This is a genomic window from Haloarcula amylovorans (assembly GCF_004681185.1).
Classification (GTDB): Archaea; Halobacteriota; Halobacteria; order Halobacteriales; family Haloarculaceae; genus Haloarcula; species Haloarcula amylovorans.
Window position 1 is genome coordinate 43,479 of the sequence record NZ_SRIF01000002.1, and the last position, 23,199, is coordinate 66,677.

General features: G+C 65.6%; 24 protein-coding genes and 1 tRNA gene. 12 read left to right on the forward strand and 13 right to left on the reverse strand.

All coding sequences use genetic code 11. The features are described 5' to 3' along the window. Nucleotides 1-218 precede the first annotated feature (218 nt). The 8 genes from E4S61_RS07540 (at nt 219) to E4S61_RS07575 (ending at nt 6,224) form a co-directional block, all read left to right on the forward strand. Complete coding sequence (locus tag E4S61_RS07540; protein WP_135303336.1) at nt 219-1,223, forward strand: AAA family ATPase; 1,005 nt, start codon at nt 219-221, stop codon at nt 1,221-1,223. An 87-nt stretch (nt 1,224-1,310) separates the two neighbouring features. After that, nucleotides 1,311-1,619: a 30S ribosomal protein S24e gene (locus E4S61_RS07545; RefSeq protein WP_135303337.1), complete on the forward strand. Its 309-nt coding sequence runs from the start codon at nt 1,311-1,313 to the stop codon at nt 1,617-1,619. Continuing rightward, nucleotides 1,620-1,751 (forward strand): 30S ribosomal protein S27ae, encoded by a 132-nt coding sequence (locus E4S61_RS07550; RefSeq protein WP_135303338.1) that lies wholly within the window; start codon nt 1,620-1,622, stop codon nt 1,749-1,751. A 9-nt stretch (nt 1,752-1,760) separates the two neighbouring features. Then, a complete protein-coding gene (locus E4S61_RS07555) occupies nt 1,761-3,470 on the forward strand; it encodes a bifunctional N(6)-L-threonylcarbamoyladenine synthase/serine/threonine protein kinase (RefSeq protein ID WP_135303339.1) in 1,710 nt (569 codons plus the stop codon). A gap of 54 nt (nt 3,471-3,524) precedes the next feature. Further along, nucleotides 3,525-3,941: an EamA family transporter gene (locus tag E4S61_RS07560; protein WP_135303340.1), complete on the forward strand. Its 417-nt coding sequence runs from the start codon at nt 3,525-3,527 to the stop codon at nt 3,939-3,941. A 357-nt stretch (nt 3,942-4,298) separates the two neighbouring features. Further along, complete coding sequence (locus E4S61_RS07565) at nt 4,299-4,574, forward strand: DUF5808 domain-containing protein (RefSeq protein WP_135303341.1); 276 nt, start codon at nt 4,299-4,301, stop codon at nt 4,572-4,574. A 46-nt stretch (nt 4,575-4,620) separates the two neighbouring features. After that, nucleotides 4,621-5,328 carry a non-canonical purine NTP pyrophosphatase gene (locus E4S61_RS07570; RefSeq protein ID WP_135303342.1) on the forward strand — a complete coding sequence of 236 codons (708 nt, stop codon included), beginning with the start codon at nt 4,621-4,623 and terminating at the stop codon, nt 5,326-5,328. A gap of 119 nt (nt 5,329-5,447) precedes the next feature. Further along, nucleotides 5,448-6,224, forward strand: coding sequence for an SDR family NAD(P)-dependent oxidoreductase (locus E4S61_RS07575; protein WP_394346441.1), 777 nt, complete (start codon nt 5,448-5,450; stop codon nt 6,222-6,224). Nucleotides 6,225-6,234: 10 nt separating this feature from the next. Here E4S61_RS07575 and E4S61_RS07580 read toward each other — a convergent pair whose 3' ends face one another. The 4 genes from E4S61_RS07580 to E4S61_RS07595 all read right to left on the reverse strand — a co-directional run bounded on the left by E4S61_RS07580 (nt 6,235) and on the right by E4S61_RS07595 (nt 10,639). Next, complete coding sequence (locus E4S61_RS07580) at nt 6,235-6,720, reverse strand: DUF7384 family protein (protein WP_135303344.1); 486 nt, start codon at nt 6,718-6,720, stop codon at nt 6,235-6,237. Between the two features lie 298 nt (nt 6,721-7,018). Then, on the reverse strand, nt 7,019-7,678 hold the full coding sequence (locus E4S61_RS07585) for a potassium channel family protein (RefSeq protein ID WP_135303345.1): 660 nt from the start codon (nt 7,676-7,678) through the stop codon (nt 7,019-7,021). A 51-nt stretch (nt 7,679-7,729) separates the two neighbouring features. Further along, the gene (locus E4S61_RS07590) at nt 7,730-9,319 is read right to left on the reverse strand and encodes a DUF7282 domain-containing protein (protein WP_135303346.1); all 1,590 of its coding nucleotides are present in this window, start codon (nt 9,317-9,319) and stop codon (nt 7,730-7,732) included. A 234-nt stretch (nt 9,320-9,553) separates the two neighbouring features. Then, nucleotides 9,554-10,639, reverse strand: a complete 1,086-nt coding sequence (locus E4S61_RS07595; RefSeq protein WP_135303347.1) for a DUF7282 domain-containing protein — start codon at nt 10,637-10,639, stop codon at nt 9,554-9,556. Nucleotides 10,640-10,826: 187 nt separating this feature from the next. On the opposite strand from E4S61_RS07595, the gene rnz reads away from it, so the two are divergent. Further along, complete coding sequence (gene rnz / locus E4S61_RS07600) at nt 10,827-11,750, forward strand: ribonuclease Z (protein WP_135303348.1); 924 nt, start codon at nt 10,827-10,829, stop codon at nt 11,748-11,750. A gap of 58 nt (nt 11,751-11,808) precedes the next feature. Continuing rightward, on the forward strand, nt 11,809-12,882 hold the full coding sequence (locus E4S61_RS07605; protein ID WP_135303349.1) for a Gfo/Idh/MocA family protein: 1,074 nt from the start codon (nt 11,809-11,811) through the stop codon (nt 12,880-12,882). A 319-nt stretch (nt 12,883-13,201) separates the two neighbouring features. Here the strand turns inward: E4S61_RS07605 and E4S61_RS07610 are convergent, their stop codons facing one another. The 3 genes from E4S61_RS07610 to E4S61_RS07620 form a co-directional block, all read right to left on the reverse strand. After that, the gene (locus E4S61_RS07610) at nt 13,202-13,807 is read right to left on the reverse strand and encodes a DJ-1/PfpI family protein (RefSeq protein WP_135303350.1); all 606 of its coding nucleotides are present in this window, start codon (nt 13,805-13,807) and stop codon (nt 13,202-13,204) included. 545 nt (nt 13,808-14,352) lie between these two features. Then, nucleotides 14,353-15,327 carry an aldo/keto reductase gene (locus E4S61_RS07615; protein ID WP_135303351.1) on the reverse strand — a complete coding sequence of 325 codons (975 nt, stop codon included), beginning with the start codon at nt 15,325-15,327 and terminating at the stop codon, nt 14,353-14,355. A 69-nt stretch (nt 15,328-15,396) separates the two neighbouring features. Next, complete coding sequence (locus tag E4S61_RS07620; protein ID WP_135303352.1) at nt 15,397-16,791, reverse strand: PAS domain-containing sensor histidine kinase; 1,395 nt, start codon at nt 16,789-16,791, stop codon at nt 15,397-15,399. 118 nt (nt 16,792-16,909) lie between these two features. On the opposite strand from E4S61_RS07620, the gene E4S61_RS07625 reads away from it, so the two are divergent. Both E4S61_RS07625 and E4S61_RS07630 read left to right on the forward strand, forming a co-directional pair. Further along, complete coding sequence (locus E4S61_RS07625; RefSeq protein ID WP_135303353.1) at nt 16,910-17,281, forward strand: VOC family protein; 372 nt, start codon at nt 16,910-16,912, stop codon at nt 17,279-17,281. Between the two features lie 37 nt (nt 17,282-17,318). Next, entirely contained in the window at nt 17,319-17,591 is a 273-nt protein-coding gene (locus tag E4S61_RS07630) for a DUF7577 domain-containing protein (protein WP_135303354.1), read from the forward strand. A gap of 11 nt (nt 17,592-17,602) precedes the next feature. On the opposite strand, the gene gdhB is transcribed toward E4S61_RS07630, so the two are convergent. The 6 genes from gdhB to E4S61_RS07660 all read right to left on the reverse strand — a co-directional run bounded on the left by gdhB (nt 17,603) and on the right by E4S61_RS07660 (nt 23,162). Further along, a complete protein-coding gene (gene gdhB / locus E4S61_RS07635) occupies nt 17,603-18,889 on the reverse strand; it encodes a glutamate dehydrogenase GdhB (protein ID WP_135303355.1) in 1,287 nt (428 codons plus the stop codon). Further along, nucleotides 18,889-19,032, reverse strand: coding sequence for a rubrerythrin-like domain-containing protein (locus E4S61_RS07640; protein WP_135303356.1), 144 nt, complete (start codon nt 19,030-19,032; stop codon nt 18,889-18,891). The genes gdhB and E4S61_RS07640 overlap by 1 nt, the downstream gene beginning before the upstream one ends. Before the next feature lie 113 nt (nt 19,033-19,145). Beyond that, nucleotides 19,146-22,007: a bacterio-opsin activator domain-containing protein gene (locus E4S61_RS07645; protein ID WP_135303357.1), complete on the reverse strand. Its 2,862-nt coding sequence runs from the start codon at nt 22,005-22,007 to the stop codon at nt 19,146-19,148. A 464-nt stretch (nt 22,008-22,471) separates the two neighbouring features. Next, nucleotides 22,472-22,553 (reverse strand) — tRNA-Ser (locus tag E4S61_RS07650). 28 nt (nt 22,554-22,581) lie between these two features. Next, complete coding sequence (locus tag E4S61_RS07655; protein WP_135303358.1) at nt 22,582-22,785, reverse strand: hypothetical protein; 204 nt, start codon at nt 22,783-22,785, stop codon at nt 22,582-22,584. Then, nucleotides 22,785-23,162, reverse strand: coding sequence for a Rid family detoxifying hydrolase (locus E4S61_RS07660; RefSeq protein ID WP_135303359.1), 378 nt, complete (start codon nt 23,160-23,162; stop codon nt 22,785-22,787). The genes E4S61_RS07655 and E4S61_RS07660 overlap by 1 nt, the downstream gene beginning before the upstream one ends. Between the last annotated feature and the right edge of the window lie 37 nt (nt 23,163-23,199).

Sequence of the window (23,199 nt, forward strand, 5' to 3'; positions counted from 1 at the left end):
GGTAGCGAGGCCGCGCAAGCGGCCTCGGTGAGTCGAGCGGGCAACGCCTGCGAGCCAGCGACCCGTGGAGTAGCGAGGGCCGTGCTCCTTTCAGTCGCGCGCCCATCGCTGCCGCTCCACGGCTCCCTGCGGTCGCCGTTCCGTCGAGGGCCGCGCTTCGCGCGCCCCTCGCCAACCGCGGAATACTTGACGACCCCCATCCTACCCACGTTCGACAGATGGACGCGCCGCTGTGGACCGAAACGCACGCGCCGGCCCTAGAGGACATCCCCCAGCCGAAGGCCCGCGAACACTTACAGGGGGCGATCGAGGAGCCGATGAACCTGCTGGTCCACGGGCCGAAGGGGGCCGGAAAGACGGCGGGCGTCCGCGCCTACGCCGACGAGGTCCACGCCAATTCCGACGCTGACTTTACCGAGTTGAACGTCGCCGACGTCTTCGATATGACGAAAAAGGAGGTGGCCAACGACCCGCGCTTCTCGTCGTTCATCGACAGCAAGCGCCGCCGCGAGTCCTCGAAGGCCGATCTCATCAACCACGTCCTGAAGGAGTCGGCCAGTTACACGCCGATGTCCGGCACCTACAAGACAATCTTGCTGGACAACGCCGAGGGAATACGAGAGGACTTCCAGCAGGCGCTTCGCCGAGTGATGGAGCAGTACTACGAAGCGACGCAGTTCGTCATCGCCACCCGCCAGCCCTCGGCACTCATCCCGCCGATTCGCTCGCGGTGCTTCCCGGTCGTGATGCGCGCGCCGACCCACGAAGAGACCGTCTCGGTTTTGCGAGACGTGGTCACCGCCGAGGAGGCCGACCACGACGACGACGGCCTGGAGTACGTCGCCGGCTACGCCGAGGGCGACCTGCGGCGGGCCGTACTGGCCGCACAGACCACCTACGAGGAAGCCGGCGAGGTGACGATGGACGCCGCCTACGAGACGCTGAACGCCGTCGAGGCCGACGATACCGTCGAAGGCATGATTGAGGCCGCCGAAGACGGGCGTTTCACCGACGCGCGCTCGACGCTCGACGACTTGCTCGTCGACGAGGGGTACGGGGCCGACGACGTGTTAGAGGAAGTGCTGTCGGTCGCTCGCTCGCGGTACTCGGGCCAGCGACTGGCCGAGGTCCACCGCCTCGCAGGCGAGACCGACATGGCGCTGACCGACGCCGCTAACGAGCGCATCCACCTCTCGCACCTGCTCGCGCGGTTACAGCGCTGACTCCGAGTGCGGACTGACGGAGAAACCGGCAGCTACGGCTTCGAAATCCTTTTAGGCGCTTCGACGGGAATCTATGGGCAACGAACCATGGATATCGACATCATCGACGAAGAGGAAAATCCCATGTTGCACCGAACGGACGTCCGCTTCGAGGTCGTCCACGACGAAGCGACGCCCTCCCGGCTCTCCGTGCGTGACTCGCTGGCGGCGACGCTGAACAAGGACGCCGAGGAAGTCGTCATCCACAAGCTCGACACCAAGTTCGGGATGCGAAAGACCGTCGGCTACGCGAAGGTCTACGACAGCCCCGAGTTCGCCCGCGACGTCGAGCAAGATCACATGCTCGAGCGCAACAAGATCGTCGCCGACGGCGAAGAAGAGGCGGAGGAAGCCTAAATGGCCCGCAACGAGTACTACGAGGACGGCGAACTGGTCAAGGAGAACTGCCCCCGCTGTGGCGATACGGTGCTGGCCGACCACGACGACCGCAAGCACTGCGGCAAGTGCGGCTACACCGAGTGGAAGTAAGGCCGCCGCATGCGCGTTCTCGGTATCGAAGGAACCGCCTGGGCAGCGAGCGCTTCAGTCTTTGAGACGGACGACCCGACCCGGGCCAGCGACGCCGACCACGTCTTCATCGAGAGTGATCCCTATCAACCGGAGAGCGGCGGCATCCATCCGCGTGAGGCCGCCGAACACATGGGCGAGACGGTTCCCGAAGTGGTCGAGACGGCCATCGAACACGCCCGCGAGCGAGCGAGCGAGGAGACTGACGGTGAGAGCGGCGACTCGCCGATCGACGCAGTCGCCTTCTCGCGCGGCCCGGGCCTTGGCCCGTGCCTGCGCATCGTCGGCACCGCCGCCCGCGCCGTCGCCCAGCGATTCGACGTGCCGCTCGTCGGCGTCAATCACATGGTTGCCCACCTCGAAGTCGGCCGCCACCAGTCGGGCTTTTCCTCGCCGGTCTGTCTGAACGCCTCCGGCGCGAACGCGCACTTACTCGGCTACCGTAACGGCCGCTACCGCGTCCTCGGCGAGACGATGGACACCGGCGTCGGCAACGCCATCGACAAGTTCACCCGCCACGTCGGCTGGCAACACCCCGGCGGGCCGAAAGTCGAGGCCCACGCCCGCGACGGCGATTTCCACCCGCTGCCCTACGTGGTCAAGGGAATGGATTTCTCCTTTTCGGGCATCATGAGCGCAGCGAAGCAGGCCTACGACGACGATGTGCCGGTCGAGGACGTCTGTCGCGGCCTCGAAGAGACCATCTTCGCCATGCTGACCGAAGTCGCCGAGCGAGCGCTGTCGCTGACCGGAGCCGACGAACTGGTCCTTGGCGGCGGCGTCGGCCAGAACGACCGGCTGAAGCGAATGCTCAGAGAGATGTGCGACCAGCGTGGAGCCGACTTTTACGCCCCTGCGGACCGATTCTTGCGGGACAACGCGGGCATGATAGCGATGCTCGGCGCGAAGATGTACGCCGCCGGCGACACCCTCGAAATCGCAGAGTCGGGCATCGACTCGAACTTTCGGCCGGACGAGGTAGCGGTGAGCTGGAGAGCGGCGACCGAATCCGTCGATCGCTCCGTTCGAGCCGAAACGGAAGTGCAAGGAGCCGAGGCGACGGTCGCCATCGAGGCCGACCGCGTCGTCAAAGAGCGCGTCCCACGGAGCTATCGGCACCCCGAACTCGACGACCGGCTCCGCGTCGAGCGCACGCGCCAGGAGACGCGGCTCACGAGCGACGCCCGCCGACACGGCGTCCCCACGCCGCTGATTCTCGACGTTGACCCCGAGAGATCCTGCATCGTCTTCCAGCGCGTCGGCGACGCGGACTTGCGCGAGTCGCTGACCGAACCACATGTCCGCGACGTGGGCCGCTACCTCGCGCGTATCCACGACGCCGGGTTCGTCCACGGCGACCCGACGACCAGAAACGTGCGCGTCGGACGGCGCGATGCGCCGCCGGATGAGCGAGCGGGTGACGCCCGCGAGCAGCGCGTCGCTGACACTGAAAGCGACCAGCACACCTATCTCATCGACTTCGGACTGGGCTACTACAGCGACGAACCGGAGGACCACGCGATGGACCTCCACGTCCTCGCCCAGTCGCTTTCCGGCACCGCCGACGACCCCGAACGGTTGCTGTCGGCCGCCGAGGACGCCTATCGTGAGGAGAGCGACCACGCCAATGCCGTCTTTGCCAGCCTCGACGACATCGAGGGCCGCGGCCGCTACCAGTAGCCCGGAATATCCGCAACGCAAACACTCTTGGCGCTCGTCCACCGGTCCCCGAATATGCGTTATATCGCGTGGGCGGTGGTGGCGTTGCTCGCCTACTCGCTGGTCCCGCCGCTGGTGAAGGTGGCGACCGCTGACCTCCCCAGCAACGTCGTCTTGCTCATCTCTAACGGGATACTCATCACCGTCGTCGTCGTCGTGGTGATACTCTCGGACGTCTCCGTCACCCCCTATCTCACGCACTCCAAAGCGGTGTACGCCTACGGCGCGGGCATCGCGCTCGCCGTCGGCATCATCGCGTACTACCGCGCGCTAGCGGCCGGCCCCATCAGCGTCGTCGTCCCCATCTTCGGGATGTTTATCGCCACGAGTTCCATCATTGGCATCGCCTTCCTCGACGAACCACTGACCGCGCGCAAAGTCAGTGGGATCGCCCTCGCGATGGTCGCGGTGTATCTGACCGCCGTGGAGTGACGAGAACGGTCGGTGAAACGGCTCGAATCGGCCCCGCGGTGGCCGGGAGCGCGCTCTGTCGCGCACCGGGAGACCGGGGGTCTCCCGAGCTAACGGGCGGCTTCGCCGCCCGTGAACGACCCGGGGAAGGGCAGGCTTACCTGAGAAGCATACCGCTCGCCACTGGCGAGCGGTTTCACGCGAATCGCGGCGCGATTCGCGCCTTTTTCATCGACGTTCGTTAGAGCGAAGCACTAACGCAACCCATCAGAAGTCTTCGACTTCTGAGGACGTTTTTCAAGGAGAGGTTCACGGAGTGAACCCGACGAGAAAAAGGTCGGGATAAAGGGTTTAACGACCGGGCGAGTAAGGCCGGACATGGCAGACAAACCGCAGTCTGGGAGCCTGTTCGGCGTGCCGTACAACTTCGAACGACCGAGTCTCAAGCGACTCGTGTCCTCGTACTGGCAGCCGGGTGACGGGATGCTCGTCGAGAAGCCTTTCGGGATTGGCTACACGCTGAACCTCGCCAACTGGCGAGCGTGGGTCGTCCTCCTCGTCGCCGGTGTGATGCTCTACCTCGAACGCGGCGGCGACACCGAGGAGTTCGAAGAGGAAGAGGCCGACGAGCCGGTCGAAGTCGTCGTCGACTGAGAACACGTTTCGACGCCTCTTTTGGCACCGCTTGCGGTGTGTCGGTATGCTCAACTTCGTGACGACCAACCCCGGGAAAGTCCGGGAAGCCACTGAGTACCTAGACGACGAGGTGGTCCAGTTCGATTTCGACTACCCCGAGATACAGGCCGACGATCTCGGCGCGGTAGCCGCCAACGGCGCACGGGCGGCCTATCGGGCGGCCGATGGGCCGGTCATCGTCGACGACGCCGGTCTCTTCGTCGATGCCTTCGACGGCTTTCCGGGGCCGTACTCTTCGTACGTGGAGGACACAGTCGGTGTCGACCGGGTCTGGCGGATGACCGAGCCCGAAGCGGACCGCGCGGCGGCGTTCAAGACGGTCATCGCCTACTGCGACGGCGAGGAGTTCGCCGCCACACCAGAGCCGGGCGGAGTCGACCGGAGGGAGAGTCCGCCGGACGAGCGAGCGGCGGATGCCGCGAGCACCGACCGCGACGAGCGACGGGGGCAGGACCTCGATGCGGGCGACCGCGGCGCGGCGACCACCGACGAGCAGGTCCGGAGCGGCGACGATGCGCTCCCGGTCAAGTTGTTCGAAGGGCGCGTCCCTGGAGAGATCGTCGCGCCGCGCGGCGACGGCGGCTTCGGTTTCGACCCCATCTTTGAACACGATGGCACCACGTTCGCCGAGATGAGCACCGCGGAGAAGAACGCCGTCTCCCATCGCGGACGGGCCTTGGCGAAGTTCGGCGAGTGGTACGCCGAGCGATGAGCGAGGCATACGTCGAAAGACGCGGCCGCGTCTTTCGGAAGTTGCAACGGCGGAGCGAAGCACCGGCGTTGCAACCCGAACCGCGAGAACGCGGTGAGTGGTACGCCGAGCGGTGAATGATGGCGAGCCAAACTGCGCTCATCACGGGCGCGTCGGCGGGCATCGGGAGGGCACTAGCCCGCGAGTTCGCTGCTCACGGTCACGACGTGGTGCTAGTCGCTCGCCGCGAGGAACGCCTCGAATCGCTGGCCGAGGAACTAGCGCGGGAAGGAGTGACCGCGGAGTCGGTCGTCATGGACCTCGACAGAGCGTCGGCCGCCGAGGACCTCCACGAGAAGGTGATCGACCGGGATCTCGACGTGGATATCCTCGTCAACAACGTCGGTGTCGGCACGTACGGTCCCTTCGCCGAGAGCGACCTCGACGCCGAGCGGACGCAGTTGCGCCTGAACGTCGTCCTCCCCGTCGAACTCACCCGGCTGTTCCTCGACGAACGCAGAGACGCCGACGGGACACCGAAGGTGCTGAACGTCGGCTCGGTCGCCGGCTTTCAGCCGGGTCCGAACCTCGCAGGTTACTACGCCAGCAAGGCCTACGTCAACAGTTTCACTGAGTCCATCGCCGAAGAACTGCGCGGGCAGGTCGACGTGACGCTGTTGTGTCCCGGGCCGGTCGAGACGGAGTTTCAGTCGCGGGCGGGGATGGGCGACTCGACGGTCGGATCAGTCACGGCGAACACGCCCGAGGCGGTCGCCAGCGCCGCCTACGAGGGATTGCTGGCCGGCGAGACGGTTGTGATTCCGAGTCGGGCGATGCGCGTCGTGGACCTGCTGGGCCGGGTCGCGCCGCGGTGGGTCGTCCGGCGAGTGGCAAAGTGGGTCAACAGCGGGCGATGAGCGCGAACGGTCACGCTCGTGGGTCCCGGTCGGGACCGGGGTACTCGCCGCCCTCGACGACTTCGTACAGCGACTGAGCGTCGAACAGTCGCTCGAAGGCGTCCGGCGGGCGGACGCTCACCTGCATGTGGGGTTTGATCGAGAGACCGGTCTCGGCACTCCGGAGGTCCTCGTCGTAGGTGAGGAGGTGAGCGGCGTTCCCGCGGTAGGCCGAGGCCAGCGCCGGGTGGTCGCCCTCGGGATGGTCGACCGCCTCTCGGTCGCGTTCGATGCGCTCGCGCCAATCCTCGGCGAGGCTCGCGTCGCTCAGGTCTCGAATCACCCACTTGGCGTCAGAGAGGAGCGGGTCGCTGGCGACCAGTGTCAGCCACGAATGGCGGCGGACGTGGTCGAGTGCGGCGCGGGCCGGGTTGTCCGTGTCCCCACACAGCAGGTCCGCCGCGAGGACGTCGGCGTCGGCGACGACCCGGGCGGGGGAGGTGTCGTCGTCACTCATCGTCGGTCGCCGCTCGCCGCGTTCGGAGTCGGTCCCGAATTCGCTCGACACTCGTCTCGTGTGTATTCGCTCGCTCGAATAAGTCGCCCCAAGTCATGTGTGGTAGCAGGGAGACGAGAGGCAAAAAGCCGTCCCGTCCGCCGCCCGTCTGACGGGAGTTTATACCAGGTGCGTTCCTCCTCTCCCGATACGGGCGCGCACCGACGACCACTTACACCACCGGTTACTCCGGTGGTTTCTCCCATCCTCCCATCGCGCGCCCGGACACCGCACCCCTTTCATCCGGTCGCTTCGATGCCTATGCCTCGCCGCGGAGTGACGACCGCACGGCGTCGAGTCCCTCCGGCGCGGCCATTATTGCGACGCTGTCGCCGGCCTCGATTTCAGTCTGTGGCAGCGGGATGGTCATCGGCTCGTGGTGACGGCCGTGCGCGTAGATGTGGGCGTCGCCGGGGAGGTCGACCTCGACGACGCGCTTGCCGACGAACGGCGACCCGTCGGGCACCTCGACGCTGGCGATCGAGAGGCGTTCGGTCAGGTCCGCAAGGACGTTGAAGTCCCCGCCCAGTAGTGCCGTTTTCGCACCGGCGGCCCCCAGTCGTTCGGGGTAGATTATCTCGTCGACGTCGGCGGCGTACTTCTCGTAAATCTCCTCGCGGTAGTCCGCGTCGATGCGCAGGATGGTCCGACAGCCGTGTTCCTTGGCGATCATGCAGGCACTGAAATTTGTGTTCAGGTCGCCCGTCAACGCGCCGATGGCGTCGGCACTGCCGATATCGGCCTCCTGTAACACCGATTCCTCGCTTCCGTCGCCGTGGACGACGGTAAAACCCTCTTCGCGGGCGCGTTCGACCTTCTCGTGTTCTGACTCGACGATGACGACGTCGTGGCCTTCGCTCTGGAGGATGCGTGCAGTCCGGGTGCCGACGCGCCCGTAGCCGACGATGACGAACTTCATGCGGCGTGGTAGGACACCCAGTGGTATAAATGTGAACGTGTGACAGGGGCGTCAGCCGGCGGTTTCGTTGGCCGCGACGGTGACGTTCCCCGCGTCGGTGACCGCGCCCTCGTCGTCGACGTAGGGCGCGTCGGCGCTCCCGCCGCTAGTGACGAAGTCGTACGTCTGATTACCGCTGTCTTCGAGGTGCGGCATGGCGATGAGCGTCTGGTTTTCGGTCAGTTCCGTTTGGTCGAACGTCGCGCCGGGCACGTCGAACAGCGGGATCGTGAGCTCGTCGTACTCGCCGGGTTCGAGGTACTCGGAGACACCGACGACGCTGCCGGCGGCGTCACCGTCTAAGAGACTGTCGTCGTGGATGACCACGTAGCCGCCCTCCGAGAGGGAGATATCGGTCACCGTAACCGAGGTCCCGTCGGATGTCTGGTCGTCCAGCGTCACGCTGGCGGTCGGGGCCGCCGTCTCGTTGTCAGCGGGCGGCGCTTCCGTCTCGTTGTCAGCCGGAGCCGCCGTCTCGTTCTCTGCAGTCGCGTTCTCCACCGGAGTCGACGTCTCGTTCGCGCCGGCGACGGTCACGGTGGCGTCGTCGGTCACTGGCTGGCCGTCGAGAGTGAACGGCCCGTCGTCGGTGCCGTTGCTGGCGACGAAGTCGTAGGTCTCGTCGCCAGTCGTCTCGTTGTGCGGCATGGCGATGAGCGTCCCGCTCTCGGTCAGTTCCGTCTCGTTGAAGTCGGCACCCTCGACTTCGTAAAGGGTGACGTTGACGTTCTGGTACGTACCTTCTTCGAGATACTCCGAGACGCCGATGACGCTCCCGACAACGTTGCCCTCCAGCAGGCTATCGTCGTGGATGACGACGTACCCGTCGCTCGGAATAACCAGTTGGTCGACGGTGACGGTCGTGCCGTCGGACTCCTGATCCTCGAAGGCGACCGAGGCGTTCGTCGGTCCGGGCTCGGTGACTTCGATTTCTGCGAGTTCGCCCTCGTCTCTGGTGAACACGCCGTGTTCGTACGTCCCGGGGGCGACACCTTGTGAGGAGAGGTTGAACGTCACGTCGGCGTCGTCGCCGTCGTCGATGGTGATGGCCTCACTGGCGACGCGGCTGCCGTCGAACCAGAACGAAACGTTCTGCGTGGTCTCGAAGTCGTTGGGGTTCTCCAGTTCGACGTCGACGGTGACGAGGTCACCCGCTTCGACCGAGTCCGGCGCGTCGAAGTCCGTGATCTCGAAGGACTCCGAAAGGACGAGCGTGGCGGTCTGGCTGTTCGCGCCGGTGTAGACGCCGTGGCGGTACTCGCCGGGGTCAAGGTCCTCGGTGTCGGCCTCGAACCGGACGGTGGTGTTTTCGCCGCCGTCGAGGGTAACGAGCCGTCTGTCGAGGACATCACCGCCGAGGCGGAACTCGACTTCTTGCGTGGTCCGTGCGCTACCCGGGTTGCTCACCTCGGCGACGACGGTCACGGTCGAGCCGGGTTCGGCGCTGTCCGGAGCCGTAATCGACTCGACGACGAGACCGCTTTGCTGTCCGTCCGGTGCCTCTTGCTGGGCTGTCACGCCGGGGAGTGCCGCTCCCTGTACAGTGACAGCACCGAACATACTCAACGCGAGAAGTACGGCGAGGATTTTGGTACGTGTCATGAGTAATTCGGTCGTCTTCGAGGAGACGACGCGGCCGGTAGGAGGGAATGGTGGCCGATAAACGGCTCAGACAGTTCAGAATCGAAGGAATTCCCAACTGCTGGCTAAGCGAGAATTAGCGGGAGAAAGGCGGGCTTGCCGTTGCGGTCGGCGGATGCAGACTGTGACTGTAACCGCTCTGTCTCGGCCCGGTCGTCACACAGTCAGCCCGCTGAATCGCTGTCGGTGAAGGCGTTAGCCGGTCGCCTCGCCCGTCGTTCCCGTCTCAGTCGCGGTCTCCGTGCCGGCGGCCGTGCCGCCGTCGGTCGGCGTCTCCTCGGCACCAGCGCCGCCTGGCGTCTCCGTCTCGGTCGTTCCCGCACCGGCTTCTTCCGTGCCGGTCTCGGTCTCGGTGCCGGTCTCAGTCTCCGTCTCCGTACCAGTGTCGTCGGTCGCCACGCCCGCACCGTCGCTCTCGTTGGTGACGGTCACGTTCGCCGAGTCGGTGACCGCCTCACCGTCGACGACGTAGGCACCGTCTTCGAGGCTGAACGTGCTGACGTAGTCGAACGTCTGGTTGTCGTTGCTGTCGACGTGGAGCATCGCAGTGAGCGTCTGGCTCTCGGTCAGTCGCATCTGCGAGCCGCCGGTCTCGGCCTGCGTGCCGGTCGTCGTCGCGTTATCGGTCATGCCGGTTTCGTTCCCGGTCACCGTCTCGTTGCCCGCCATCGACTCGTTACCGGCCGCCGTCTCGTTGCCCGCGAGGCCCGTCTCGTTGTCGGGAGTGGCGGTCTGGTTGCCGGTCACGGTCTCGTTGCCGACCATCGTTTCGCTGCCGGTCATCGTCTCGTTACCGGCCATGGTGTCGTTTTCGGCGTCCGTCTGCCCGAACTCTGCGCCGGGCACCTCGTACAGCGTGATCGTGACGTTATCGTACTCGCCGGGTTCGAGGTACTCGGAGACGCCGATAGTGCTGTCCAGCGCGTTCCCCCGCTGGAGGATCTCGTCGTGGATGACGACGAAGCCGCCCTCGGGGACGCTGACGTTACTGACCGTCACCGTCGTCCCGTTGGTCTCCTGATCGTCGAACGTGACCGAGGGCTCGGCCGTCTCGTTGTCGGCTGTGTCGTTCGCCGTCTCGGTACCTACTTGCGTGCCGGTTTCCGTCCCAGTTTCAGTTCCGGTTTCCGTCCCGGTCTCTGTCCCCGCTTCGGTCGGTGTCCCGTTCTCTGTAGGGGTCTCTTGCTGTGCTGTCACGCCGGGAACGGCCGCCGCCTGCGCGGCGAACGCCCCGACCATAGCGATGGCCAGAAAGACGGCCAGTGTCTTGGTACGTATCATGGTTCTCTGTCGCCCGTCTGCGGACGACGCGAGCGAGTGGACAACAGGACAGCCGATAAACAGGAACGACAGTTCAGAACCGAAGGAGCAGCCAACCGTTCGAAAGGGCGTCATTAGTCCGAGAAAGCCGGGCTTTGCCGGGCGGCTTTCGACACGCGTTTACCCGTCGGCGGCCCACGACCAGAGGATGCGAGTGACGTTTCTCGGGACGAGCGGGGCCATCCCGACGGTACAGCGCAACACGAGCGGCATCTTCGTCAATCGGGACGGCGACTACCTTCTCTTCGACTGCGGGGAGGGCACGCAACGCCAGATGATGCGCTACGGGACCGGCTTCGGTATCGACCACGTCTTCCTCACGCACCTCCACGGCGACCACGTCCTCGGGATTCCGGGACTGCTCCAGACGTTCGACTTCAACGACCGCGAGGAACCGGTCGCTATCCACACCCCGGCAGGGACCCGCAGTAACGTCACCCAACTTATCGAAGCGACTGGAACGACGCCTTCGTATCCGGTTCGGATCAACGAGGTGTCGACCGGTGACACCGTGTTGAACCGACCGGAGTACGAGATTCGCGCTATCGAGACCGACCACCGCTGTACCGCCGTCGGCTACGTCCTCGCCGAGGACGACCGCAAGGGGGAGTTTGACCGCGAGAAGGCCGAGGAAAAATTGGGCATCCCACCGGGGCCGAAGTACTCGAAACTCCACCGCGGCGAGCCGGTCGAACACGACGGCCGGATGGTTCAGCCCGACGAAGTCGTCGGCCCGCCCCGGCCCGGTCGTACGTTCGTCTACACCGGAGACACCCTGCCGACACAGTCGGTAATCGAGGCGAGCGAGGGGGCGGACCTGCTGGTCCACGACGCCACCTTCGCCGAGGACCGCCGAGATCGAGCACAGGCGACGGCACATTCGACAGCGAGAGACGCCGCCGAAGTGGCCCAACAGGCGGGCGTCCGAACGCTGGCGCTAACTCACATCTCGACGCGCTATGCCGGACAGGCCGACACACTCGCCGCCGAGGCCCGCGAGACGTTCGACGGCGAGGTGGTCCTCGCCGAGGACGGGATGGAACGGCACGTCCAGTTCCCCGATAACGAGTAAGCCTGCCCAACCGGACGATAGCACGACCTTTATACTCGGTGGCGGGTATCCAATTTTCATGACACAACGAATGGTACACGTCGGGCTGGGTGGGCAGGGGCGTCACTGGGTTACGCAGGCGATCCCGCCCAACGTCGACGCCGACCGCGTCGATGTCGTCGCTGCCGTCGACATGAATCCCGAGCGCCACAGCGTGGCCGAGTCCGAGCTCGGACTCTCGGCCGACCGCTGTTACACCGACCTCGATACCGCGCTGTCGGAACGCGACGCCGATTTCTGCTCGGTCGTGACACCGCCCGCGGCTCACGAACCCGTCGTCGAGACGGCGCTCTCACACGGTCTCGACATTCTCTCGGAGAAGCCCATCGCCGATACCCTCGAAAGCGCCGTGCGTATCGAGCGGAAAGTCCGTGAGGCCGGTGCGAAGATGGGCATCACGATGAGTCACCGCTACGACCAGGACAAGACGACGTTTCGCCGTGCCCTCTCTGAGGCCAGTCCCGTGGACTACCTCACCGCCCGCTACACCGGCAACGTCCGGAACCGAGGGTTGTACTCCGACTACGTCCACGAGATGACCGATATGCTCCTCTTAGACGGCGCGATTCACCATCTCGATATGCTGGCGTCGTTCGTCGACGCCCCCTGTGAACGTGTCTACGCCGAGACGTGGGTCCCCGACGGTGCGGACTACGAGGGCGACTGCACTGGCCTCGTCACCCTCCACTTCGCCGACGGCACCCGCGCTCAGTACGAGGGCAGTTACGCCAACGCGACGACGCTCAACGGCTGGGGTCACGAGCAGTTCCGCGCCGAGTGTCGGGACGAAACCATCCTCTTGGACGACCGCGAAGTCGAGCGGTTCCCCTTCGACCCCGCCGACGTCGGCGACTGGTCCGGCCTCCAGAAGGGCGACGGCGAACAGGTTCCGCTGGCCGAACGCCCCATCTGGGAGAACGCATGGCTCATCGAGCAGTTCTGTGACTGGCTGGGCGGCGGCGATCCGATGGACACCCGCGTCCAGGAAAACCTCCACTCGATGGGGATCGTCTTCGCCGCCATCGAGAGCAGCCGCCGCGGCGAAGCCGTGAACGTCCAAGACATGCTCGACGACGCCCGGCAGCGCGCGTAGGGCCGTTCTGGCCGGTCCACGCCTGCTTCGACAATCGCACGCCCGTATCACGAAACTATCTACGCCGCTCTTGAGTTAGCAGCGCGTAGTGTATAGACATATGACACACGACACGCCAGAGGGGACAGACGAGCGGCGTCTGTGGTGTGAGAACTGCGAGCTCAGCGTCGAGCCATTGGCGGGCGAGACTGGGCCCGAGTGTCCGTCCTGTGGCGACGGCTTGTGAACGTGACTCCGCGAGTACGGGCGTGAATGCCGGTTCCGGCGACGAGTCCTCGTAGCCGTGTTCCAGCGCGTTGGCGAGCGGACGGGACACTACTCACTCCCGGCAGTAGAGCGGTCCACGCGGGTCGTACTCCATTTCCGCCGTCACGCGGTCGGCGACGGTCTCACCCCACTCGCGTTCGACGAGGTGGACAGCGAGATCCAGTCCCGACGTGACGCCGCCGGCCGTCAGTACGTCGCCGTCGTCCACGACGCGAGCGTCGACGACGTTGGCGGCCGTCGCTCGCAGGTCGTCGAGTGCTCCTCGATGCGTGACCGCCGGGCGGCCGTCAAGGACGCCAGCTTGCGCGAGCAACATCCCGCCGGTACAGACTCCAGCGACGGTCGCGCCGGCATCGTGGATGGCCGCAATAGCGTCGGGCAACTTCCCGCGTCGGGCCGCCGCCCGTGCACCCACGTCCTCCCCCGAGTTCCACCCACCACCGGGGACGACCAACAGGTCCGGCGAGACCGAATCGAGCGGTCCATCGACCCCGACCGTGAGTCCGTGGCTGGCCGTGACTGTCGGTCGCTCGTCGACGGTTCGCAGGCTCACGTCCCACGTCGCGCCAAAGGCCGTCGCGTTCTCGAACACCTCGTAGGGACCGATGGCGTCCAGTTCGTCGAACCCGTCGAAACACGCGATAGCGACCGTTTCCATACCGATAAGGCGCAGGACGCCGATAAAACCGTGTCGGAGTGTCACACGGCCCGTCGTACTCGTTAGCGGACGGTGAGAGTCAGTTGAGCAGCGGGTTGTCTACCGGCTCGAACTGGTGGCCACAGGACGGGCACTCGACGAGACGCTGTCCTCTCTCGTCAGTCTCGACTCGAAACGAACGGGTCCAGCCCACGTGCCCGCAGTCGGGACAGCGGCGGAGGAGGGGTGGCATCATGACTGAGTCGGTCGTCGTACTAGTTGGTAGTCGTTCGACCCGCAAAGCGTTGCCGGGCGTGGCCGTTTCGTCTGCGCTCGCTACTGCTCCCCGTTCGCTTCGAGGTTCCTCATTACACTCGGAACCTCGCTACTCCACGGGTCGCTGTCTCGCGGACATCGCCCGCTCGATTCACCGAGACCGCTGGCGCGGTCTCGCTACCGTTCGCCCCTGTGCTTTTCGTGGGCTTCGCTTCGCTCAGTCCCCCGCTACTCACGGGTCACTACGCTCCCCGTTCGCTTCGAGGTTCCTCATTACACTCGGAACCTCGCTACTCGTGCCCGTACACTTCCACCGGTTCGTACGGTTCTTCGAGGTACGCCACGTCCGACGCCGAGAGGTCGATCTCCAGCGCTTCGACGGCGTCCTCCAGATGCTCGATGCTGGAGGTGCCGACGATGGGCGCGGTGACGTTGTCGTTCTGGAAGTGCCACGCGAGCGCGATCTGGGCCATCGTCACGCCGTGGTCCGCGGCGAGTTCCTGGACGCGTTCGTTTATCTCCGCACTTCCAGGACCCTCGGCATAGGGAACGCCGGCCTCTTCGCTCTCGTGGACGCCGCGGGTCGTGGCTTCGAACTCCTCGTGCGGGCGCGCAAGGTAGCCAGCGCCGAGCGGGCTCCACGGCAGCACGCCGACGTTTTCGTCGTCACACAACGGATACATCTCGCGTTCCTCCTCGCGGTAGGCCAGATGATAGAGGTCCTGCATCGTCTCGAAGCGGGCCAGTCCCTCCCGGTCGCTGATCTGTAGCGCCCGCTGGAACTGGTGGGCCCACATCGAGGACGCGCCGATGTGCCGGACCTGGCCCCGGCGGACGGCGTCGTCGAGTGCTCGAAGCGTCGTCTCGATGGGCGTGTCGTAGTCCCAGCGGTGGATCTGATAGAGGTCGACGGTGTCCATCCCGAATCTGTCGAGGGAGTGTGAGAGTTCCTGCTCGATCGTCTTCCGCGAGAGGCCCCGCGCATTCCGGTGGTCGTTCGCGCCCGAGAAGCGAACCTTCGTGGCGACGACCTGTTCGTCCCGCTCGTAGTCGGCGAGCACGTCGCCGAGTATCTGCTCGCTCTCCCCGGCGGAGTAGACGTTGGCCGTATCGAAGAAGTTCACGCCGAGGTCGATCGCCCGTTCGATGAGTTCGCGGCTCTCCTCGTCGTCTAACATCCACTCGCGGCCGGTCCCGAAGCTCATGCACCCGAGACAGATTTTGCTGACTTCGATGCCCGTCGAACCGAGCGTCGTGTACTCCATAGTCGGTCGACGTGCGGGAGCCGCAAATGCGTTCGGACCCCGCTGGAGACTAGCGGTTTCGGCGGTCGCTCACGACGCCCGCGACAGCGAAAGCGTGACAGTGTTGCCGGTCTCGGTCGCCGTGTGGTCGATACTCCCGCCCGCGAGGTCGACGACCCAGTAGACCAGCCAGAGCCCGCAACCGCGACTGTGGTTGACGGCCGTCATCTCGTGGTCACCTAGCAGGACCTTCCGGTCGTACTCGGGGATGGGTGGCGCATCGTCCATCACGGACAGTTCGACGCGCTCTGGCGTGGTTCGGATGGAGACAGTGACTGCAGGACTCTCCGAGCGCGTGTGACGGATAGCGTTCTCGACCAGTTCGGCGACCGCATAGCGCAGTTCGCCGGGAGCGTCGACGGCGACGGACTCGATACCCTCTGTGGTTATGACCGCGTCGGGGAACCGCTCACGGAACCGACCGACGGCGTTTTCGACGACGGCCGAAACGTCCGTCGTCGTGGACTGTGGCGTCGCCGTGAGCACGTCGACAATTTCTCGTTGTTTCTCCGCCGTTTCCAGCAGCGCTTCTCCGGCCCGGCGAATCATCGCGGTGCGTTCGGCCGTCTCCCCCTCAGCGTCCGTCGCTAGGGCCGCCGCGTTGCCGAGGACGACGTTCAACTGGTTGCGAATGTTGTGCCGCAGGAAGTTGTCGATGACGACGAGTTGGCGTTCGCGGCGGCTCCGGTCGGTGATATCGCGGGAGAAACCAGCAATGCGGACGACCTCGCCGTCTTCGACTATCGGTTCGGCCTTCACCCAGACCCACCGGTTGTAGTCCACCGCGGGGTTGACCCGCATCTCTAATTCGGCCGGTTCGCCGCCCGAGACGCGCTCCATCATGTCAGCAGTGGTGGGTCGGTCAGGCGGATAGACGGCCTCCATGAAACTCTGTGGGTTCTGCTCCAGTTTCTCGACCGGTTGCCCGAAGACGTCCTCGTAGGCCGGATTACAGAACAGCAGTTCCGACCAGTCGCCGTCGTACATCCACAGGACATCGTCGGTCGCATCGGCGAGTTCCTGCAAGCGGTTCCGTGTCTCGCGCCGGTCGCGTTCGGCCTCGACGCGGTCCGTGACGACGCGGGAACTTACGACGTAGCCGTCTAACTCCGAGTCGGTCAGATTCGACATCCGACTCTCTAGCCAGACCCACGAGCCGTCGTTGGCTCGGTGGCGGTAGGTGACTGAGTCGGCCGCGAACTCCCCGGCCGCGTTCACCACGGCCTCGAACCGGCGTTCGACTTCGGCGCGGTCGTCGGGGTGGACGAACTCGAAGACGGTCTCGCCGACGAGGGCGTCGGGGTCGTACCCGAGAATCGGGTCGGCGGCCGCGTTCACGTACGTGTACGTGCCAGACGCATCGACGACTGCGACCTTGTCCTGCGTGTAGTCGAGCAGGGCCGCCGCGACCTCCGCGTCGTTCATCGCTCGGACACAACGACGCCGAAGGCAAAAACCCCCGCGACGCGGTGGCCGCAAACTGCGAAGCGGTAGCGAACGCCGCATCGGTACAGTCATTCGGGATGCTTCCGAACGGCCGGGCATGGACCTGGCACACGTCGCCATCTGCGTCTCGGACCTCGACCGCGCGATGGCCTTCTACGAGGAACTTGACTTCGAAGAGACACACCGCTTCACGCTCGACGGCGTCGAGAACGTCTATCTCGGCCGCGGCGAGGAGGCGGACCTCCAGCTGCGATACGACGCCGACCGGACGACGCCCATCGCGCCCTCTCGCGCCGACGTCGACCACGTCGCCTTTACCGTCGACGACGTCGAGGAGACCTTCGAGACGGCCATCGACGCCGGTGGCTCGCCCGTCCTCGAACCCACGGAGATCGACGCTGCCGGCGCGTTCGCCGCCTTCGTCGAGGATCCCGAAGGGTACACCTTAGAGTTCTACCACTGGCTGTAACCCGAGCCGCTACCCGTCTGGGACCCGTAGAAGCGCTATGGTCGCGCCCGGACAGGCGTACCTCCTCGTCGTGACCGTCATGGCGCTCGTGGCGCTCGTCGCCGCGGCTCCGGTACTGCTTGGTATCGCCCGCGACGTCCGCGAGCGACTGCGCCGCGGCGGTCCCGATCCGCCGACGGAGTCCGTCGAAGAGACGGAGTCGACCGGGAGTGCAGAGCGGACCGACTCGGCCGGCCGCCGCTGCCGACACTGCGGGGCCGAGAACGACGCCGGCTTCGCCTACTGCCGGGCGTGTGCGAGGCCGCTGTAGGGGTCGGACTGCTACGGCCAGAGGCCGCGGGCTCGGTGGGCCTCGCCGAGTCGTGAGAGGGCGACGATGTAGGCAGCGTCGCGCCACGTCACGTCGCGGTTCTCGAACTCCCTCCTGACCGCGCGCCAGGCGGTTCGCATCTCCGTCTCGAGTTCGTCGTTCACTCGTTCGAGGGACCACGCCCTGCGGTTGATGTCCTGGAGCCACTCGAAGTAGCTCACCGTGACGCCGCCCGCGTTCGCGAGGATATCGGGAATGACCGCGACGCCCCGTTCCGCGAGGATTTTACCGGCCGTCGCGGTGGTCGGGCCGTTCGCTCCCTCGACGACGAGATCCGCTGCTATCGCGTCCGCGTTCGCTTCGGTGATGACGTTGCCGAGCGCAGCGGGGACCAGCACGTCGACGTCGAGAGTCAGCAGCTCGTCGTTGTCGATGACGGTATCCGCGTACTTGGTGACGGCTTCCGGCTCCTCGTCGTGTGACGGGACGGCGGCGGTGTCGATGCCGTCAGGATCGTACATCGCACCGTTCACGTCGCTGACCGCGACGACCGTCGCGCCCCACTCGTCGAGGAGTCTGGCGGCGTTCGCACCGACGCTCCCGTACCCCTGTACGGCGACCCTCGTCTCGTCGAGTTGCCGGCCGTAGTACTCACAGGCCTCTCGCGTGATGATGGCGACGCTCCGTCCGGGCGCTTCTTCGCGACCTTCGCTCCCGCCGACGACCGGCGGCTTGCCAGTCACGACGCCCGGTATCGTCTCGCCTTCCTGCATCGAATACGCGTCCATCAGCCAGGCCATCGTCTGCGGGTCGGTCCCCATGTCCGGAGCGGGGATGTCGATAGTCGGGCCGATGACGTCGCGGATCTCGCCAGCGAAGCGGCGCGTGAGCCGCTCCTTCTCGGCGGGGCTCAGCTCCTTGGGATTGACTGCGACGCCACCTTTCGCGCCGCCGAACGGCAAGTCCATGACGGCACATTTCCACGTCATCCACATCCCGAGTCCGACGCACTCGTCCCGAGTCACCTCCGGGTGGTACCGAAGACCGCCCTTGTAGGGTCCTCTGACGCTGTCGTGCTGGGCGCGGTAGCCGGTGAACACCTCGACGGTGCCGTCGTCGCGTTCGATAGGAATCGTCACTTCGTGGACGGCCTTCGGATGGTTGAGACGCTCGACGATGTTCGGATCGATAGAGAGTTTCTCGGCTGCGTGGTGCAGTTGGCGGCGAGCGGTCTCGAGTGCCGACTCCGGCTCTCCCGGTTCGCTCGCCACGGTCTGTGCACTGGACTCCGACGCCATCACTCGATAGGTGTGTGTCGGTTCCGCATCTCACCGCCGCAGTCGGGGCACTGGCTAGGATTGTGCTCCACGACGACGATGTTACCACACTCGAAACACTCGTACGGGCTCTTCTCTTCCGGGTCGAACGTGACATCCCTCATTGTAAGTTCACGAGCGCCGGGGCGACCCGGCCGCTCCTTTAGGGATAATAGGTCTATAAGGGTGTAATGTCTGGTTTGATAGCTAACCATCCGCTCGCACACTACTTCGTTATTCAACCCCCTTGTTCCGGGCCGGCGACGGGGACGTGGCCGCCATCGAACAGCGCCGAGAACAGTTTCCGCTGGACGGCCCGAGCGTGCTGATAGAACGCCGGCGGCGAGATGCCGAGGATCTCCGCGACGTCCTCTCCGGTGCTCTCGCGCGGGGATTCGAAGAACCCGCTGTAGTACGCCGTCTGTATCACCTCCAGTTGGCGGTCCGTGAGATCGTCCATGAACTCGGCGTAGAGCGTGTGTTCCGACGCCTGGTCGAACGACTGCTTCGAGCGGAGTTCGACGTCGGTGAACGTCTCGCGGACGAGTTGGACGATGTTCCGGACATCGGCGCTGTCGGGGACATCGACGACGAGCGTCGTGGTCTCGGGTGTCGCGGACGCTCGCCGGAAGACCGCTCCGTGGTCGGCTAACTCCAGCGCGAGGAACGGCTGTGACAGCCGTAACCGGAGGACACCACCGACCTCTTCGGAACTTACGCGCTGGACACCGTCGACGGCGACGAGATCGAGGGCCGTCGCTTCGACATCCTCGACGGGCGCGTCTTCGACGGTGACGAACACGTAGCTCCCGTCGGCGGTCTGTTGGACGCCCCCCTCGTACGAGAGCGTACAGTTCGCGTCCCGCGCGATGCGCGACAGGACGAACGACGGGTCGTCTATCTCGAACTCGACGCGGGTCATCGACGTCGTGAGCAGCGCGTTCTTCCGTTCGAGCGAACTCAACGCGGAGGCGATGGTCTCCCCGAGTTCGGCGAGCACCGCGCGCGACATCTCGTCGAAGGCGTCCTGGGTCTCCGCGTAGACTGTCAGGACCCCGTGCGTGACGTCGTTGTAGACGAGCGGGACGCTCAAGACCGAGAGGAAGTCCCTGGAGAGAGCATCCTTTCGCCACGCTTCCGCCCGGAGTCGAGCGGCGACGTTGGCCGTCGTCGTCACCTCGCCGCTCGCCGCCGTTCGCGTCGCGGGTTCGGTCCCCGACTCGTCGACGGCAAACGAACGGCTGTCGAGATAGCCCTGTTCGGCACCCGCCCAGGCCTGCGGTTCGAGCGTCTCTGAAACCGGATCGATCCTGCCGATCCACGCGAAACTGAACCGGTCGTCCGCGGTCAGCAGTTCGCAGACGGTGTGGTCGATCTCCTCTCGCGTCTCGGCCCGAACGAGCGCCTGGTCAATCTCCCGAATCGTCTCGTTGACGCGGTTCAGCGCAGTGAGTCGGTCGTTCTGTCGCTGGAGCATCCGGTCCTGCTCGCGGAGCGTCGACTCCCGCGTGACGCGGTCGAAGGCGGCTTCCGCGGTCGCGGCGAGCAGGTCGGCGAGTTCCCGTGTGACGGTGTCGAACGCACCGACGCTGTCCGACCCCACGACGAAAACGCCGTGATTCCCGAGGGGGATATACGCCGCGCTCCGGAGCCCCGTTGCCTGGTTCGATAGGCGGTCCGCGGCGTGGACATCGTCGAAGAACAGCGGTTCGTCCTCGACGAAACTGTAGCTGGGAAGGGTCTGTCCGTCGGCAGGGACCGTCGGGAGCGGCCCGTTCAGTTCCTCGATGGCCGCCGACGCGGCGACGGGCGCGAGGCTGTTCTCGTCGGCGTCGAACAGGTAGACCGCGCTCGCGTCGAAGTCGAGAACGCCCGGCGCATCCTCGATGACGTGCTGTGCGATCTCCCGATGGGTCTCCGCGTAGAGGAAGTCACGCGACATCTCGTGGAGCGTCGCGAGCGCCTCCTCGCGTTGCTTTCGCTTCGTAACGTCCCGGCAGCTGTACAGGAGTGTCCCGTCCTGAATCGACACCTCTCGGACGTTGACCAGCAGCGTGTGCTCTCGCCCCGCTTTGTCGGTGACGGTGCATTCGATGTTTTTCAGGGCCCCCGCCTCGGCGAGCTCGCTCCGGTCGAAGAGGTCCGCCCCGAGGAGGTCCTCGATGGTCCCCATGTCGCGGATCTCCTCGGCCGTGTACCCGAAGATGAAGTGGACGTTCGGACAGACGTACGTGTAGCTGCTGTCCTCGTCCGTGATGAGGACGGTGTCGGTCATGTTGTTGAGCGTCACCCGGTGTAGCTCCTCGGAGCGTCGGAGGTCCCGTTCGAGTTCGACCCGGTCGGTGACGTCGACGCCCTCGACGACGATCGAGACGAGGTCCCCGCGTTCGTTCTCGACCGGCCGGACGGACAGGTCCACGACCCGGTGACCGTCGTCGTTCGGTGAACGCGTGACGACGGCGTTGCCGAACGTGCCGTCGATGGCTTTCTCGACGAGTCGCCGAACGTCCGACCGCGTCGTCTCCGAGTCGGACCACCACGGGAGCGTCCAGAACGGGTCGCCGACGAGGTCCTCGGCGTCCGCGTCGAGCATCTCGCGAGCGGTTCGGTTCACGCGGACGAGCGAGCCGTCGGGGTCGAGGACCCACGCCGCCACCCGTTCGTCGTGGAAGATAGCGTCGAACTGCCGGGCCCGCTCTCGCCGGTTGCTCGTCCGTTGCGCGGACAGCACGGCTCGTTCGAGTCGGTCGGCAAGTTCGTCGAGGGGCGGGTCGTCCGGGTTCGTCACCGCGACGTAGTCGCTGACGTCGGCGGCAATCGCTTCGCTGGCGACCGCTTCGCTCCCAGCGGCGGTACTCAAGAGGAACGGGAACGACGCCGATTCACGCCGGACCTCCCGGAGGAGGTCGAGTCCGGACGTACCGTCGAGCTCGTACTCGCTGACGATGCAATCGACGGTTCCGTCGCGAAACGCCGCCAGCGCGTCCGCTGCCGTCTCCGTCCGCCGGATTCTGCCGACCGACCGGGATTCGAGTTCCGCCGCGAGAGTCGTCAGCCAGTCGGCCGTCCCGACGAGAAGGACGTCAGTCGCCGCGTGCATGGTCGGAGAGAGCGGTCCTCGGAATCACGTGTCGGGTCGAGACACGAACGCGTTCCGGGCCGCGGGTATCAGAGCGGTCGGTTCGGCAGCGTTCCGCTGACATGGCTAGGGAGATAAATCGCCCGAGGGAAATGAGGGTTGTTGTTGATCGTGCTGGTTCGGGACGGTCACTCCGCTTCGCTCGGTGCTGCGACTACCGTGCTCAAATCCCAACTTGTGATGTCCCGCGTTGAAGGCCCGGTTTCGCCGTCAGAGCGGTGTTCTGACGAGCCTGCCGTCGCTGCGCTCCGGCAGACCCCGGAAGCGCACCGGCGACGCGCTTCCGGCCTTTTTCGCCCCCGTTCTTCAAGGAGCGGGTTGCGGGCCCACGGCCCGCAACCGAGTGACGTGGCGGCGAAGCCGCCACGCTCCTCCCGCAGCGCCGCTTCGCAGCGCGAGGAAACCCGACGCAGAAAAAGGTGGTACGCCAGGACTGGGATTTGAACCCAGAATCCCGAAAGGGAACACGCTTTCCAGGCGTGCGCCTTACCGTTCGGCCATCCTGGCTCGCAAGCGATTGTGCGGGGTCGGTCGGTTAAGGGCTTTCGCTTCCGGGCAGGCGAGTCCCGGCCCCGTAAGTGAGTGCGGCCGCGCCCACGGCGACGACGAGGGCGACGCCGAACTTCACGGGCGTCGAGATGGGGATACTGGCGAACAGTTGGTAGCCCTGCACGAGGACGAGGTAGGCCAGGCCGCCGATGACGCCCCAGAGCAGGCTCGATTTGAGTTGCGGGTCCATTATCTGACGGCGACCGCTTCGATCTCGACTGCCGCGCCCTTTGGGAGCGCGTCGACGCCGACCGCGGAGCGGGCGGGCGGGTCCTCGTCGAAGAACGTCTGATAGGTGTCGTTCATCTCGTCGAAGTCGTCGATGTCGTCGAGGTAGACCGTCACCTTCAGCACGTCGTCCATGCCGGCACCGGCCTCCGCCAGGACGGCTTCGAGGTTCTCCAGCGCCTGCTGTGTCTGTTCGGCGACCGGCGCGTCCACGCGCAGTTCGCCGTCGGGCGTGAGCGGTATCTGGCCGGCGGTGAAGACGAGGTCGTCGGTCGTCGTCGCCTGACTGTACGCGCCGACGGCGGCGGGCGCGTCGTCGGTGTGGACAGTGCGTTTCATACCGCGAACGCCACCCGCCAGCCGTATAAACCCGACT